This window comes from Amycolatopsis thailandensis, from assembly GCF_002234405.1.
In the GTDB taxonomy this organism is placed as follows: domain Bacteria; phylum Actinomycetota; class Actinomycetes; order Mycobacteriales; family Pseudonocardiaceae; genus Amycolatopsis; species Amycolatopsis thailandensis.
The window spans coordinates 64,488-79,404 of the sequence record NZ_NMQT01000011.1 but is presented as its reverse complement, the minus strand read 5'-3'; the positions used below and the strand labels follow the sequence as shown (position 1 = coordinate 79,404).

11 protein-coding genes are annotated in these 14,917 nt (G+C 67.6%); 4 read left to right on the top strand and 7 right to left on the bottom strand.

Features of this window, described 5'->3' with window-relative positions:
• The first annotated feature begins 8 nt into the window (after nt 1-8).
• Together CFP71_RS02770 and CFP71_RS02765 are read left to right on the top strand one after the other, a co-directional pair.
• Complete coding sequence (locus CFP71_RS02770; RefSeq protein WP_208635862.1) at nt 9-716, top strand: class II aldolase/adducin family protein; 708 nt, start codon at nt 9-11, stop codon at nt 714-716.
• A 13-nt stretch (nt 717-729) separates the two neighbouring features.
• Nucleotides 730-1,665: an ABC transporter substrate-binding protein gene (locus CFP71_RS02765; RefSeq protein WP_093932244.1), complete on the top strand. Its 936-nt coding sequence runs from the start codon at nt 730-732 to the stop codon at nt 1,663-1,665.
• 200 nt (nt 1,666-1,865) lie between these two features.
• Here the strand turns inward: CFP71_RS02765 and CFP71_RS02760 are convergent, their stop codons facing one another.
• Together CFP71_RS02760 and CFP71_RS02755 are read right to left on the bottom strand one after the other, a co-directional pair.
• Nucleotides 1,866-4,481: a M4 family metallopeptidase gene (locus CFP71_RS02760; protein WP_167405975.1), complete on the bottom strand. Its 2,616-nt coding sequence runs from the start codon at nt 4,479-4,481 to the stop codon at nt 1,866-1,868.
• A gap of 33 nt (nt 4,482-4,514) precedes the next feature.
• Nucleotides 4,515-8,435, bottom strand: a complete 3,921-nt coding sequence (locus tag CFP71_RS02755; RefSeq protein WP_093932242.1) for a GDSL-type esterase/lipase family protein — start codon at nt 8,433-8,435, stop codon at nt 4,515-4,517.
• A 963-nt stretch (nt 8,436-9,398) separates the two neighbouring features.
• On the opposite strand from CFP71_RS02755, the gene CFP71_RS02750 reads away from it, so the two are divergent.
• The gene (locus CFP71_RS02750) at nt 9,399-9,674 is read left to right on the top strand and encodes a hypothetical protein (protein ID WP_093932241.1); all 276 of its coding nucleotides are present in this window, start codon (nt 9,399-9,401) and stop codon (nt 9,672-9,674) included.
• 82 nt (nt 9,675-9,756) lie between these two features.
• Here the strand turns inward: CFP71_RS02750 and CFP71_RS02745 are convergent, their stop codons facing one another.
• The 5 genes from CFP71_RS02745 to CFP71_RS02725 all read right to left on the bottom strand — a co-directional run bounded on the left by CFP71_RS02745 (nt 9,757) and on the right by CFP71_RS02725 (nt 13,843).
• Nucleotides 9,757-10,284 (bottom strand): hypothetical protein, encoded by a 528-nt coding sequence (locus CFP71_RS02745; RefSeq protein WP_093932240.1) that lies wholly within the window; start codon nt 10,282-10,284, stop codon nt 9,757-9,759.
• A gap of 73 nt (nt 10,285-10,357) precedes the next feature.
• Nucleotides 10,358-10,675 (bottom strand): hypothetical protein, encoded by a 318-nt coding sequence (locus tag CFP71_RS02740; protein ID WP_093932239.1) that lies wholly within the window; start codon nt 10,673-10,675, stop codon nt 10,358-10,360.
• Nucleotides 10,676-10,867: 192 nt separating this feature from the next.
• The gene (locus tag CFP71_RS02735; protein ID WP_093932238.1) at nt 10,868-11,332 is read right to left on the bottom strand and encodes a hypothetical protein; all 465 of its coding nucleotides are present in this window, start codon (nt 11,330-11,332) and stop codon (nt 10,868-10,870) included.
• Nucleotides 11,333-11,574: 242 nt separating this feature from the next.
• Complete coding sequence (locus tag CFP71_RS02730) at nt 11,575-12,663, bottom strand: winged helix DNA-binding domain-containing protein (RefSeq protein WP_093932237.1); 1,089 nt, start codon at nt 12,661-12,663, stop codon at nt 11,575-11,577.
• A gap of 1 nt (nt 12,664) precedes the next feature.
• Nucleotides 12,665-13,843 carry an epoxide hydrolase family protein gene (locus CFP71_RS02725; protein ID WP_093932236.1) on the bottom strand — a complete coding sequence of 393 codons (1,179 nt, stop codon included), beginning with the start codon at nt 13,841-13,843 and terminating at the stop codon, nt 12,665-12,667.
• 62 nt (nt 13,844-13,905) lie between these two features.
• Here CFP71_RS02725 and CFP71_RS02720 point away from each other — a divergent pair, with 62 nt between their 5' ends.
• The gene (locus CFP71_RS02720) at nt 13,906-14,865 is read left to right on the top strand and encodes a helix-turn-helix transcriptional regulator (protein ID WP_093932235.1); all 960 of its coding nucleotides are present in this window, start codon (nt 13,906-13,908) and stop codon (nt 14,863-14,865) included.
• The last annotated feature ends 52 nt before the right edge of the window (nt 14,866-14,917 follow it).

Here is a 14,917-nt window from a genome sequence, read left to right as displayed (position 1 = left end):
GAGGAATGTTGACCAGCACACTCGATTCGAGTATCACCGAGTTCGTCGAGAACGCCCGCCGGGACGCCGAAAGGGCGTTCCGGGTGTTTCGGGAAACCGGCACCACCTCGGCGAACGGCACCGTGAACTTCGTGGAGCGGGTTCCCGGCGAAGAGATCGCCGTGGCCCTCAACGAACCCGGTCCCTGGGCCGACGACCGCGAAGTGGAACCCGTGATCGCCACGTTCGACGGCACCGTGCTGTCCGGGAGCGGACGCGCCGGTTTCATCGGCGGCTACAGCAAGGTCTTCCGCGAGCACCCGGAAATCACGACAGTGGTGCACGTCCACACGCCCTGGCTCGGTGGCTGGGCACAGACCCACCGCACCCTGCCGATCCGCTACGCCGCGTCCCAGCGCCTCACCCTGTCGCGGGAGATCCCGCCGCACATCGACCGCAGCCGGCCCGCGAGCGAGTTCATCCTGGAACGATTGCGAGAGGACCCGCATCTGGTCGCGATCTTCGAGGCCAACGGCGGCGTCAACGTCCTCGGCCGCGACGGCCTGCTGGAAACCGCGAAGTTCATCGTGCTGCTCGAAGAAGGCGCGCAGTTCCAGGCGATCGCCGAGGGATTGGGCGGATCGGTCGAGTTCGATCCGACCAACCTGGTCGCGCAGTGGAGCCGCAGCGGTCTCGTCGACGAGGCACGCCGCCTCGGCCTGATCCCCGAACACTGAGGAGCGCACACCCATGACCGTTCGAGTCGGTTTCTTCCCCCACAACAATTCGCTGTTCGTCCTCCGCCACCGCGGCATCCTGGAGCGCCGGCTGCCCGGCGTCGAATGGGTCGACCTCCGTACCCTGCCCGCGAAACCGCCGGTCGACCCGAAGACCGCGCTGCCGACCCTGCACTCGGACTGGCTGTTCGAACCGGGCGGGTACGACTTCATCGGCACCGGCTTCACTCCGCCCGTGACCGGCCTCGCCCACGGTCGTGATCTCGTCTATGTCGGTATCTCCGGCCCACGGGTGGAAAACGGCAGGCTGGTGGTCAAGCCGGAGTCGCCGGTCCGGTCCGTCGCCGACCTCCGGGGTCGTCGCGTCGGCATCGCGCACGGGTCCTGGCAGACCACGCTCCTGTTGTTCGCCTTGGAGCGAGCCGGGCTGTCCTGGTCCGACATCGAACCGGTCGACACCTCGGTGCACGACGGGCCGTCCGCGTTCCGGTCCGGCGACCTCGACGCCTGGGTCGGGGCCTATCCGGCTTTGGCCGCGGTCGAACAGGAGGGTCCGGTCCGGACCCTGATCGACACCGAAGGCCTCTTCAGCCACCCCTCACTGTGGTTCACCCGGCGCGACTTCGCCGAGAACCATCGCGACGAACTCACCGAAATCGTCCGCTCGCTGCAAGAGTCCGACGCTTGGATCACGGCCGATCCCCGGGAAGCCGCACGCTACTTCGCCGAAGACGCGGGAACGACCTCGCCGTCGGACCTCGATCGGTGGGAACACGCCCTGCGCGGCCGTCCGTTCGGACTCAACCCGGTGACCGAAGAATTCCTCGCCGAACAACACCACGCGGCGGAACTGCTGGCAGCCAACGGACTCCTGCCCCGATCGGTCGATCCGCGGTCCGCGGTCCTACCCTGGCTCAACGATCTGCTGACTCCGCACGTGGCCCGGTAACCCTGCCGCGGTCGACCCGCGCCGGCTGCCGGAGACGCTGTTCGTGTGGGCTCAGGTGACGGTGATCGCGCTGACGGAGGCGGAGTCGGCTAAGACCATTATCGAACGCTCCGGGATGTCCTGAGATAGGCCCGGCATCACTCGTACGCGTACGAGTGATGCCGGGTTTCGCGCAGTAGTCCGACGCGTCCGCGGAGTGGCTATCGCGTGTGCTTGTCCAGTTCGTCCATCGCCTGGTTCGCGGTCTTGCCGATCAGGGCCGGGGTGACGTCGGCGCGTTCCTCGGTGACGGTTTTCACAACGTCGGGCCGTTCGTTCTCGGTGCCGTAGGCGACCATGGCGTCGAAGAGCGCGTTGCTCTGGTCGACCATCTGTTTGGTGACGACGACAGTGTCGCCTTCATCGGTCAGCACGGAGACGAGGGCCGGTGAAAGGGTGGTCATCGTCCTGATGAATTGATCGCGCAGTGCCCTGTCCTTGTTGAAGATGTCCATGATGTCTTTCCCGGTGTCCATGATCACCCGCCCGTAGTGCGTCAGAGCGGGACTGGCGTTGCGCTGCATCAGGTCGCGGACGTGCCCGGCCCCCGCGAGGATGTCGTCGGCGGGGACGTCGATGTCGGGGAACTGGTCCATGTCGGTGTCGCTGATGATGATCGGGATGAAGCAGATGCACAGCAGGAACACATACTCGTGCTCCCGGCCGAGCACGCCGACCTGTTGCCAGGATTGTTGTGCCGCCAGGGTTTCCGGTGTGTTCTGCCCGTACAGGTCCCGGGCCGCCAGCACGGTGGCCTGCGCGGCGCTGAAGAACGCCGAGGTGGGGACGAGGTAGGTGGTCAGCGCGCGGAAGGCGATCTGCTCGGCCCGGTCCTCGCCGATGGCCTGAGCCATGATGACGTAGGCGCGGTTGGCGATCCCGCTGTTGTAGTGCACACCCCCGTTGTCCATGCAGGTGTACACGTACTCGTCCATGTGATCCGGTTGCCAGAACTTGGTTTCGTCGTTCCCGTCGTTGCCGTTGTTCGGATCGGCCATGTTCCGGATGACGCCCGCCGCGGATCCGGCCCCGATCGTCCAGTCGGTGGTGACGACTTTCCCGGTCGCGTGCCGTTGCACCATCTTGCCGAAGATGTCGGCATAGCTTTCGTTGAGCGCGCCGGGTGATCCGAGGTAGTCGAGATTGGCGGTGTACTGGATGACGCCGTGGGTGAGCTCGTGGCCCGTCACGTCCGGGGTCACCATGTTGTCGCCGAAGTACATCGCGTCCCCGCCCCAGCCCGCGTTGACCCAGTCGACCGCGTGGCGGACGTGCGAGAGGATGGTCATTCCCTTGCCGTCGATCCCGTCACGGCCGAACTTGTCCCGGTAGTAGGTGTAGGTGGCGCCGGTCCAGTCGTAGGCCTTGTCCGCGTCGAGCACGTCGTTCGGCCCGACGTGGTGGCCGCCCGCCCATACCGTCTCCGGGTTCGGCGCCTCCTCGCTGTCGGTCCCCTGGTGCTGGTCGTCGAGGACCTTGATGTCGCGGCCGGTCTCGAACTTGTTATCAGACCACCGCAGGTGACCGTTGTGCGCGTCGACGTAATAGTCGTTCGAGGTGTTGCTCGACGGGTCGGACAGCCACACTCGCCACACCAGCCTGGTGTCGGTCTTCCTGTCCTTCGCCGGACGCTCACCCCGGACGAACAGCTGGATCGGCGCGATCAGTTTGCCTTGGGGCAAGGCCTTGCGGGCGACCGCGAGCGCCTTGTCCGCGCCGACGTCCGGGGTGGTGGACACCGGGGTGAGATCGGGCCGGGCACTGCTGCTGATCGCTCGCACGCTTTCGCCACCGGTGTTCAGGTGCATGATGACCACGGCGTTGTGCACCGGGACGCCGTCCACCGTCTGCTGGTAGCGGATGTGCTTCTGGCCCAGCCGGTCGGTGTCCTCCTGGACCTGCCGGAGCTGCCGGGCCGGGTCGGGCAGGCCGAACAGGGCGGCGTGGTCCGTCAGCCAGCCGCCGGTTCCGCTCCTCAAGGAACTGTTGACCCCGATCAGGGACGGCACGTCGAGCTGGGTGTCCATGGCCAGCAGGAAGTCGCTGCCCGATTCCTGGCGCAACCGGTCGATGGCGGCCGCGGTCGCGGACGGGTAGCCGCCCATCGCCGGTCTGCCGCCCGCCGCCACCGTCGTGCTCGCCACGAGCGCGATCACCATCGCGAGCACGGCGAACCTGTGCCGCGGCCCCGCCTGCGGGATCCGGGTGACCGCGATCGCGCAGAGCTTGCCCAGAACCGCGATCACCAGCACCCAGGCACCCGTGAACCCCGCCGCCACCAGCCACGGCGTGCTCAGGGTCAGCAACGCCGGTCCGCCGGTCGTGTTCAAGGTGTCGACGAGCAGCAGGCCACCGCCGACCGTGACGACGTAGCCGAGGCCGATGCCGAGCACGCCGGCGAGACCGCAGCCGCGCCACCGGGCGAGGAATGCCGTGACCAGCAGAGCCGCCGCGGGTCCGAGCAGCACCCACAGCAAAGGCGAGGCCTGGCCCAGCAGTTCGACCGGCCAGATCCGCCCCGTCCAGCCGGTGCCCGCGAACCGCCAGTCGACCGGAGCGCCGAGCCCCGCGCCGAAGGCGGTGAACACTCCCCCCGCCCCGCGGCGAAGCTGGTCGGCCGCCGAGGCGTCGAACCCGGAGCCGGTGGCCGCGATCAGCAAGCCGAGCCAGGTCGCCCCGAGACCGGCGAGCGTCCCGATGACGGCTTTCGCGGCCCCCAGCCCGAATCTCGCGGGCCACGCGTACCCGGCGCGTGATGACGTGTTGTCGTTACGCATTCGCATAGTCCTTGTCCGTAGTCAGGCGTGGAGTTACCGGACCTGCGTGGCGTCCGGCACCCGGCGCCATTTCTGCTGGGCCGATCCCGTGCATGCCGAGATCCGCAGTGCTTCACCGACCGCGGCCGAGGTCAGGCAGCCGCCCGCGCCGTTGGCCAGCTTCAACCAGCCTCCGCCGGCGTCGGCCAGCGACCACCGCTGACCGGCGGCGCCTTCGGAATAGGCGACCAGTTGTGTCTGGTCGTCCGGTCCCCTGCCGAGCACCTTCGAGCCGCCGTAGCCGGTCTCGATCACCCAGCTCCCCGTGCCCTGTTCCCGCAGGAGCCATTGCTGGGGCTGCGGCCACCAGGGTTTGGGTTTGCGTGCCTGGATCTTCGTGCCCGGGGTGCGGTCGCCGAAGTCGAGGTCGACGGCGAAACCGTCACTCGAGACCAGCGCCTCGGTGGGCTGCTTCGTCGGTGGCAGAACGGCACTCAGCTCCGCCGGCTGCCACCGCTGTGCCGCACGGCCGTCGCATTCCGCGGCGACCAGCCCCGCCCCCGCGTTGCCCGCGGTGAGACAGGTGCCATCGGTGTTGTCCATCAGGTTGTACCAACCGGAACCGGCGGGGCGGAACATCCACCCCTGGTACGCACCACCCGGCACGTAGTCGACCAGGTTCGCCCCGTGCGACGCCGAGGTGTCCAGCAGCAGGTCCTTGCCGTCCGGGTTGCCCGAGTTCGTGGCCTGGGTTTCGATCAGCCAGTTGCCGTTGCCCGCGTCGTGGAACGCCCAGCTCTTGTCGTCACCGGCGAACGTGGTCGCGCCCGCGCCGGTGACCGGAGCCCCGGCGTTCGAACCCGGGGCGGCGAGCAGTCCGGTGGCCGACTTCAGCTTGCCCGACTGCCCGTCCTTCACCGGCGCGTCGGCCAGTTGCCCGGGAGTCTTGCCGTCCTCTCCCTTCGCCGGGGTGTTCGGCGCGAAGATCGTGCCGCAGAGCACCTGCCACGTCTCGCACACCGAACTCGGCCCCGATTCCAGGGTCTCGCTGCCCGGCTGAGCCTGGTACCCGTGTTTGCCGAAGCGGGCGAGCTTGCCGTCGCTGATCAGGACGAACTCGCTCCACCCCGAGGAGCACGCCCACTGAGTGGGCACCGGACGGCGGCAGCCGCCCGGGATCCCGATACCGAAGGCCGCGTCGACCTTCTTCCGGAACGTCGTCCCGGCGGGATCGGCCTGCTTGAGCGTGTGCCACATCTCGCCGGTGCCGCGGACGGTGCCCGCCACCGTCTGGAGCGGGAACCCGCCGAACCGGACGTCCACCACCTTGTCACCCTTGATCAGGTAGGCGGTGTCCAGGGACTGGCCATCGGCGAACGCGGCGTCGACCCCGGTGTCGAAACCGGTACCACGCAACGAAGGCCAGCGTTCCGCGATGGGCGCCGGGCCCTCGCGCAACCAGTCGGAGCCGCGGTCCCCGCCCAGGCCGAGAACGAGGTACTGGTCACCGCTGAACAGGTACGCCTGCCGGTTCTCGCCGGGGATGACGAAGCCGCCGTCGATCTTGTTCGCGAACCTGGTCCCCCGGAGAGCGGGCCAGGTTTCGTAGATGCCCTTGACACCGCCGTCGATATGGGTGCTGCCCTCGACCTTCGCGTACGCGGGACCGTGGAACACATACACGTCGTCGTGGTCCAGCGTGAGCGCGGCGTCGATCGGCCGTCCCGGTGTCGGGCCGGGATCGGTGATCGAGCCGAGGCGCACACTGTCCGGTCCCTTACCCGGGGTGCCGACACACTTCAGAGAACTGCCCTTTTGCGTCCGGGCGAACTGGGTGAGGCAGGCACTCAGCGCGCGCTGGCCGAACGCGTTCGGGTGAATGGCCTCCTGCGCCGCACCCTGGAAGTTCGGCTGCGGCAGCCACGGCTTGTCGATACCGGGCACCCAGCGCACCCATTCCGCCTTCTCCGCGGGCAGCGGATTCGCGGCGCTGTTCCCCGCTGCCGCCTGGCTCGCCCTGTCCGCGCACAGTTCGTGGCCGTCGAACGCGTCCCGCAGGTCCAGGAAGTCCGCGCCGACCGAGGAGGCCGCGCCGCGGAGCATCCCGCCGATGGCGGGGATCACCTTGTCGTGCGCCCAGGTCGCGTCGTCGTTGTAGAACGGGCAACCATCCCTGGTGTATCGCTGATAGTTCTCTTCCTTCTCGCGGAACCGGGAGCCCACCGGCATCGGCGCGGGATAGGACTGCAGCACCAGCCGGTAGGAATCGCGCTGGTAGCCGAGATCGGCCATGGTGTCGATGATCTTCTGCAGGGTGGCGTGGATCTTCGGCTGCGTCTCCCGCAGCCCCTTGTCCAGCTTCTCCTGCTGGGTCTTGTTGCACCTCGCGGAGGTGGCCGGGTTGAGATAGTTGGTCGCGCAGGTCGTCACGATGTCCGAGAAGCCGAGATCGTTGCCGCCGACCGAGACGGTGATCAGCTTGACCTCGTTGTCCGCCGCCACCTTCTCCAACTGCTGGATCTGCGGTTTCTCACCCTTGAAGGTCTCCGCGAGGACATGCTGGGTCAGCGCCCCGGAACAAGCCAGGTTGAACCGTCGTTCCGGTGGCACCCCGGCGACGTCGGCACCCTTGATCTCGGCGACATCGGACCGGTCGCATTTGTTGCCACTCTGGTAGCCGGTGTTGTCCACATAGGCGCTCATCCCCCGGTCGGTCCCCCAGACCGAGTCCTTCTCCGGGGTGTTCGCGTTGCCCGCCCAGCGTCCTGCCTCACCGGAGATGTACGAGTCCCCCATGGACACGATCGCCGGGGACCTCAGCGAGCACGAGTAGTCGTCGCCCGCCACCCGGAGGTTCGAGGCGGGTACAGGGAGACACTTGTCCTCTCCGGCTTTGCGGAGGGCCTTGTCGGTCTCCTTGCGGAACACGACCGGGTAGTGATCCGAGTCCGTCGAGGTGATGTAGCTCTGGCGGAATCCGGTGTACTCCTGCCTGTCCCGCTCGGGGGAAGGCATATGCGGAGTGGTGGCGGGGAAACCGTTGGCGATCATGTAGTCGTACTTGCTGCGTTGTTCCCTGCCCACCTTGAAGGTGTTCTTCGTCGAGCCGACCGCTGCCTCACCGGGGTCCAACGGGAGATCCGGGTCGAGGCGGTTCCCGTTCTCGTCGAGATCCCCGAGGACGAGGGTTTCCATTTCCCGGTTGTAGTCCCCGACGACGGCGTAGCGCTCACCGAGCCGCGTGGAGACCGGGGCGACCAACTTGTCCACGTCGTTCTCTTTGTCGCCCTTGGACTCCGCGTGCAGGTTGTAGACCCAAGTGTCGCCGAACTTCAAGCCGAACAGGGGCTTGGCGGCGAACATCAGCCGCCAATCGCCGCGCGTCTTGAGCTCGGGGTACTTCTTGGCGTCCTCGTCCAGTTTCCTCGGCTCGACCAAGGCGGGCTGGATCCGGCACGCGCTGGCCGGCTGATCGGAGATCATCGCCAGCGTCCGCTCGCTGCTCTTGGTCTTCAGCAGGTACACATGGAACGTGTCGCTGTGCGGCGCGGGGAACTCGATCTTGAGGTGCGCGTACCGGGTCTTGCCGAACTCGCTGGTCTTGTACTTGTCGGAGGTGAAGTCGTCCATGCACCCGCGAGGCGAGTCGGCGTACTGATCGTCGGGATCGGCCGAGGTGGTCAAGTCACCGGTACCGTCGTCGGCAGCACCGTTTCCTTCGACGTCGGTGACTTTCGCGCCGGTGTTCTCCAGCGATTTATCCCAGTTGTCCGAGTGTTCCTGCAGTGCCATCACGCGCAGTCCGTGCGCGCGCATCATTCCCGGAATGATGCTTCCCCACTTGTTGACGCCGCTGACACTGCCACGCATGTTCCAGGTGGCCACTCGGAGATCGGTCACCGCGGCGACCGCCGGTGCCGCCGCGGACACCAGAGCGGGGAGCAGGCCCGCGATCAGGGACAGAGCGAGAACCACGGAGACTCTTCGTCTCTGCGCAGGAGCAGGTAACACAAGTCCTCCAAAATCACGGAATCGCCGGCATCAGCGCAGCGAAAAGATCCGATCGGCGCCGGTCGCGACGCTGATCCGGGAATCGACACTCGACGGTGACGCGAAGACAAAAGTGCGAGCCGTGCAATTCACGGCCTTCGCTCAGGAAAGAGGGCTACTTCCGGATCCGGTTTCGCCCGGCGGGGGAATCGTCCGCACAGCACAAGGTCGTTCGCATACAGACTCTCCCGCGTTCCGACGCCCCAGGACGCCGACCGCGCCCAGCGCGCGGTCAGACCTACTCACGGGTCAAGTAAACCGGCGCGCAGGTCGAGCCAAACAGTCAAATGCCCTTCGGTTCAGAGAACTCTGTCCGCCGGGGAAGATCGACTCCTGGCCCGTCCCGCCCACCGGGAACACGCGGCTACTACATCCGTCCCGGAGGCAAACGGGACTACTCCCCCACTTCTCGTGGCAAACCTTTTCACCGTCGCCGCGTTGTACGTAGGCTCGATGGCAGCTGAGATTGCCGGGGTCCGTCGGTCGACGGGGCGCACGGCGGAGGAGACCTCTCGGTTTTACGGGGCATGCCCTTGAACCGGAGGTCGAGTCGAGTGCCGAGTTTTCTGCTTGCAACTGTCGCAGTCGCCGTCGCTGCGCGGACGGCGATGCTGTTTCTGCTGGTCGTGGCCGCTGTCTACGCGGGTCGGGCCGAGCGCCGGTCTGCTGCTCTGAAGGTATTGCGGCTCCTCATGCGTTCCGGCGAGAGGAGTGCGAAGCCGACCTTTGTGGCAGCCAGTTCCTCGGCAGGTAGAAAACCGAGTGCTGCCTGACAGTGGACAACTCGGCAGTCCGCAGCTGGGTCGCCGGGGCGCGGGCAGGCCTATCGGGCACTGTTCCTGATCTTGCGGGCAGGCCTTCGGCTGCAGGACAGCCGGGTAGTGCATCGTGGCGATGCTGCGCAGGATCACCTGGGCAGAGATGGAATCACCGCGGAAACACAAGGAGAGTCAGGACATGATGCTGATTCGTCGCGCCGCGTCAGCGGGTGTGCTCGCCCTCGCGGTAGCCGGCTCTGTGCTGTCGCTGTCCGGCGCGGACGCAGGTTGGCTTGGTCACGACGGAGCCGCGGCGAGCAGCGACCGTGGTGCCAACCTGGCGTCGTTCGACCACGAGCTGCGGAACATCTCGGGCGGTTGCGCACAATTCCCGTGCGATATCTAGCCGGTCTTCTCGTCGATGGGGAGAGGGGCTCAGGTGCGGGCGGTGGACCGACAGCCCGGCTCGTCGGGATCAGCGTCCGCAGTCAGCGCCGCGGAACACGAGGCGTGCCGGCGGCGAGCCAGCGTGCCGTTTGCGGAATCAACGCCAGCAGGAGCGTCATGGCCGCCGCGCCCAGGACCACCGCGAACGGCCAGCTGGAGCCGATGCGCGGAGTGAGTCCGCTGTACGAGACGGTGAAGCGTGAGCTTATCCACGGCACGAGCAGGACCAGCCCGGCGAAGCCGAGCGTGATCCCCGCTCCGATCGCGGTGAGCACCCGCCCAGGGGCTTTGCGCTGGAGCAACAGGATCCCGCCGCTCGCGAGCAGCGCCATGGCCAACAGATCGGTCACCGCGGCGATCGCGAGGAAGACGGGCGCGGCGACGGAGAGATCGATGCCGGGGGCGATCACTCCGACGGCGAGCAGAACAAGGGAATAGGCGCACTCGATGGTGTGGAGCGCGGCAGCTGCCAGGAACACGAGTCCACCGAGAATCGCCAGAACCCCGGCAGCGATCCCGCTCGCACCCTTCGGCTGCGACGTCGCAGCCGAAGGGTGTTCGAGTGTCATCCCATTCCCGATCGCGTGCTCGCCGTCTCTGGAATCACGGTCTCTGGTCCTGACGGGATAAAGCCGCCGGCCGTCAGCAAGCCTTGACGATGACCGAGTGCGCCTTGCCACCGAGGTCGAGGATCTTCACGTTCCGGTTCCCGGCAGGCACACGAACCTCATAGGTGCCGGGATCGACCGGATATCCGAAGTAACTGCCCGCCGGAGCGGCCCCGGTACCCGCGATCATCGAGCCGTTGGTGCGGTGGATCGTAGTGGAGACCGCGCTACCGCAGTTGTTGGAGATGTAGATCTTGCCCTTGGTCGCGGCGGAGGCAGAGCCAGTCCCGAGGACCGAGACGGCCAGCCCTGTTGTGGCCAGAACGGTAAGAACGCGCTGGGTAGTCGTCATGGTGGCTTCTCCGGTGTCGGGTCGGGGTCGGCCACAAGCTACCGGCAGGCGCGGCCACCTGCTGTCGGTCGAACAGACCACAACGGCACCGTTCGACCGGTGATGTCGGTCTCGCCGGCGACCTCGAAGACCCGCGCTGGGCGCATCTTTCGGCGCATAAGGGCTTACTCGACGTCATAGCCCCTGCTCATCCTAACAACCTGGAATGACGCATTTGAGAGTGTAGTTGACCTGCGCGTGGCGTTCGTTGTTTCCCTGGACGGTCATCGTGAACAGCCCGCCGGCTGTGCCGTCGAAGGAATTGGAACCGAAATAGGGAAGGTTCCAGTGGGCGTAGGCATAGCCTTGACCCCCTGATCTGTCGATGGTGTAACTCACCCAGCCTTCGGTGCCGGTGAACGCCCCGCAGCTGTCGGACCGCCAGTAAACCGCGGTACGAGGCTGGATCTGACTGGATGGCTCGACGTTCCAGCACCCATGATCAAGGTGGGACGCCTTGAGGGTCAGGACGTGATTGGTCTGGTTGAACAAGGTCACGTAAGCTTCGAACTCCGACTCCGGTCCCCGGTGTGGGACCGACGCCGACGCCCCGGGGGACAGCAGCGCCGTCAGCAAAAAGACGGCGGGCAGCGCCAGAAACAAACCCATCTTCTTCATGACACTCCTTGGCAATGGACAATTGATCGATTTCGAAACATCATCGACACCGAATAAGCAATATCCGTCCATCCCACACCAGAACCCCGGGCGAACATGATCGCTTCCGGGTCATGAAACGGGCGAGAATCCTTACCCGAAAGGGCAGCCCGCTCCCCGGTTCGATACCGACCGAGCCACACAGCCTCAGCCGGGTTGCCCTTCATGGGAACGTCGCCGTCAAGCTCGGCGTCCGGCCGAACTCAGCCGAACCGGACGTCGTGAACGGCGCCGGGAGCGGCGAAGTCCAGTAACCACAGCGCTTCGGCTTCGATGGCCTCTCGGTCGGCGGCGGAGATCGAGCGGAGCGGGACGACGGTGAGCACACCCGTGCGGTCCCTCGTCCAAGTCGCGGCCACCGTGCCGTCGACGAGCACGGTGGCCGCCACCGCCGCGCCCTGGCAGACCTGACGCCGGATCGGCTCGGTCATCACGCGCGTGCGATCGGCGTGGGCGAGCAGGGTCGCGTCGAACTCCGCGAGGAGCCGGACGGGCGCCGGCAGGTCCGGCGAAGGGATCTCGTGGTCCGGCAGGTCGAACAGCTCGCGCCCCGCTTCGTCGGTGTATGTCCGCAGTTCCGGCCGCAGCTGCTCGAAGACCTCACGCAGTCCGCTCACCCCGGACCAGGTCCGGGCGTCGGCGACGGTGGCAGGCCCGAAAGCGGCGAGATAGCGCCGGACCAGCTCGCGCACGTCGTCGGCGGTGGCGGCTTCGGGAACACCGGGGAAGACGGCGAACGGGGTCGCGCCGCGTTTGCCCCACGTTCCGCTCGGGGCGGGGTGCACCAGCGCGAGCAGGTACTGCACGGTCCAGCCGAGTGCCTGCGCGTCGGCACCCGGGCGGGTTCGCGCGAGCGCCCGCCCCAGCTCGGGCCGGGTGAGGACGCCGCCGCCTTCGAGCAGTTCGGCCGCGTCGGCGACCAGTTCGCCGAGGTCGACGCCGGTGGTGCGGCCGCCGAAGGCGTTGCGCTGCACCCGCCGCAGCAGTGGTGCCAGCACCGGCCGGACGAGCCGGAAGTCGGCGGCCGACATCAGGTGCTGGGTGGCCCGCATCATCGTGGACCGCACCAGGACACCACGCTCGATGGCGACGGTGAGGTCCTCGATGGTGAAGCGTTCGAGCCGGTTCCAGAGCGCGAAATACGCGAGATCCGGGTCCTGCGCGTTCAGTCCGAAGAGGTGCTCGGTCGCCTCGGCCACCCCGAGATCGACACGGCCGAGAAGGAGTTGCCTGCCGAGAAGGGCGCGGTTGAGCGCCCGCGGGCTCAGCACCGCGGTCCCGCGGGCGCCCATCTCAGCGCACCTTCCGGAAGAACACGCGGACGTCGTCGACCAGCGCGCCGGGAGCCTCCATGGCGAGGAAGTGCCCGCCGTGGCCGAGTTCGGTCCAATGCACGACGTGGTGGTCGCGCTCGGCCCAGCGACGGACGGTCACATCGTGCGCGGACACGAGCACACCGGTGGGCACCGTCGGCGCCGCGGCGTCGCTCCAATCGCCGGATCCCCAGTCACCGGAGTCGCCGCCGCTCCAGTCGTTCGCCGAAATCTCCTCGTAGTAGATCTGGGCGGCCGAGCCGGCGGTGCCGGTGAACCAGTACAGCGAGATCGTGGCGAGCATGCGGTCGCGATCCACGCATTCCTCGGGCAGCGCGTCTTCGGGCATGGTCAGTTCCTTGAACTTCTCCACGATCCACGCGAGCTGACCGGCGGGCGAGTCGTGCAGGCCGTAGGCCACCGTCTGCGGACGCTTGGAGTTGCACTGCAGGTAGCCGTCGTTGAAGTTCTGCATCGACGCCCAGCGACGCTGGTCGGCCTCGGGAAGGTCGTCCAGTTCGCCCTCCGCGCCGATCGGGAACGTGATCATCGCGTTGAGGTGCACGCCGAGCACGTGCCCCGGATCCTGCTTGCCGATCTCCGGCGCGACCCACGAACCCGTGTCGTAGCCGTGCACGCCGTACCGCTCGTAGCCGAGCGCGGCCATCAGCCGGGTGAACAGGCCCGCCATCTTCGCGGCGCTCATCCCCGGTCCGGCCAGCGGCGTGGAGAACCCGAACCCCGGCAAGGACGGGATCACCAGGTGGAAGGCGTCGGCCGGGTCTCCCCCGTGCGCTCGCGGGTCCGAAAGCGGCCCGATCACGTCGAGGAAGTCGGTCACCCCGCCCGGCCACCCGTGCAGCAGGATCAGCGGCGTGGCGTCCGGCTCCGGTGAGCGCACGTGGAGGAAGTGCAGGCGCTGACCGTCGATGGTGGTGACGGACTGCGGATGCGCGTTGATCGCGGCCTCTTGCGCCCGCCAGTCGAACCCGGTGCGCCAGTACTCGGCCAGTCCGGCGAGGTAACCGGCGGGCACACCCCGGCTCCAGCCGACGTCCGGCAGTTCGCCCGGCCAGCGGGTGGCGGCCAGGCGCGCGGCGAGGTCGTCGAGGTCGGCCTGCGGGATGTCGATCGAGAAAGGGTGGATGTCCTGTGTCATGAGACCACGCTAGAAACCGGTTAGGACGACTTCGGTCCTAACCGGACGGCAGAATGAAAACCATGCTGGAGACCTCCGCACGACTGCTGAAGCTCCTTTCGCTGCTGCAGACCCACCGCGACTGGCCGGGTACCGACCTGGCCGAACGCCTCGGCGTCACCACGCGGACCGTGCGACGGGATGTCGAGCGCCTGCGAGAACTCGGCTACCCGGTGCACGCGCTCCAAGGCACGCCGGGCTATCGGCTCGGCGCGGGCGCGTCCCTGCCACCGCTGCTGCTCGACGACGACGAAGCCGTCGCGGTGGCCGTCGGGCTGCGCACCGCCACCGGCAGTTCGGTCACCGGTATCGAGGAGACCGCGTTGCGCGCGCTCACCAAGCTGGAACAGGTACTGCCGTCGCGGCTTCGGCATCGGGTGAACACGCTCCAGACCGCGACCGTACGCGCCGGGGAGGCGCCCGGTCCGAAGATCTCGGCGGACACGCTGATGACCATCGCGGACGCGTGCCGCCGCCACGAACGCCTGCGCTTCGACTACCTCAGCCCGCGCGGCGGTGCCTCCCGGCGGCACGCCGAGCCCTATCGCTTGGTCAACTTCGGCAGGCACTGGTACCTCGTCGCCTTCGACGTCGACCGCGACGACTGGCGCACCTTCCGCGTCGATCGCCTCACCCCGCGGCCGCCCGCCGGCGCCCGGTTCACGCCCCGCGAGCCGCCGTTCGACGACGTCGCGGCCTATCTGGCGCAGCAGCTTTCCGCGCGCGCCTGGCCGTGCCAGGCGACGGTCGAGCTGCACGAATCGGCAGCCGCGGTGGCCGACCGGGTGTGGCCGGGAATGGGCGCCATCGAGGCCGTCGACGAGCAGCGCTGTCTCCTGCACCTCGGCGCCCCGACGACGTCCGACCTGGTGTGGATGATCACGTCGGTGCAGACCGATTTCACCCTGGTCAGCGGACCGCCGGAACTCGAAGGCGCGCTCCGGCAACAGGCGGAACGGTGCCTGCGCGCGATCGAGGCTTGACGCGGCGGTTTCCCACGCCCGGCGCCCGTCCAGGCCCAGTCTTGGCTTCGGC

Coding starts and splice junctions, on each gene's coding strand:
- CFP71_RS02720 (WP_093932235.1), top strand. CDS start 13,906: ATGCTGGAGACCTCCGCACGACTGCTGAAGCTCCTTTCGCTGCTGCAG.
- CFP71_RS02730 (WP_093932237.1), bottom strand. CDS start 12,663: ATGGGCGCCCGCGGGACCGCGGTGCTGAGCCCGCGGGCGCTCAACCGC.
- CFP71_RS02745 (WP_093932240.1), bottom strand. CDS start 10,284: ATGACACTCGAACACCCTTCGGCTGCGACGTCGCAGCCGAAGGGTGCG.
- CFP71_RS02725 (WP_093932236.1), bottom strand. CDS start 13,843: ATGACACAGGACATCCACCCTTTCTCGATCGACATCCCGCAGGCCGAC.
- CFP71_RS02735 (WP_093932238.1), bottom strand. CDS start 11,332: ATGAAGAAGATGGGTTTGTTTCTGGCGCTGCCCGCCGTCTTTTTGCTG.
- CFP71_RS02760 (WP_167405975.1), bottom strand. CDS start 4,481: ATGCGTAACGACAACACGTCATCACGCGCCGGGTACGCGTGGCCCGCG.
- CFP71_RS02765 (WP_093932244.1), top strand. CDS start 730: ATGACCGTTCGAGTCGGTTTCTTCCCCCACAACAATTCGCTGTTCGTC.
- CFP71_RS02740 (WP_093932239.1), bottom strand. CDS start 10,675: ATGACGACTACCCAGCGCGTTCTTACCGTTCTGGCCACAACAGGGCTG.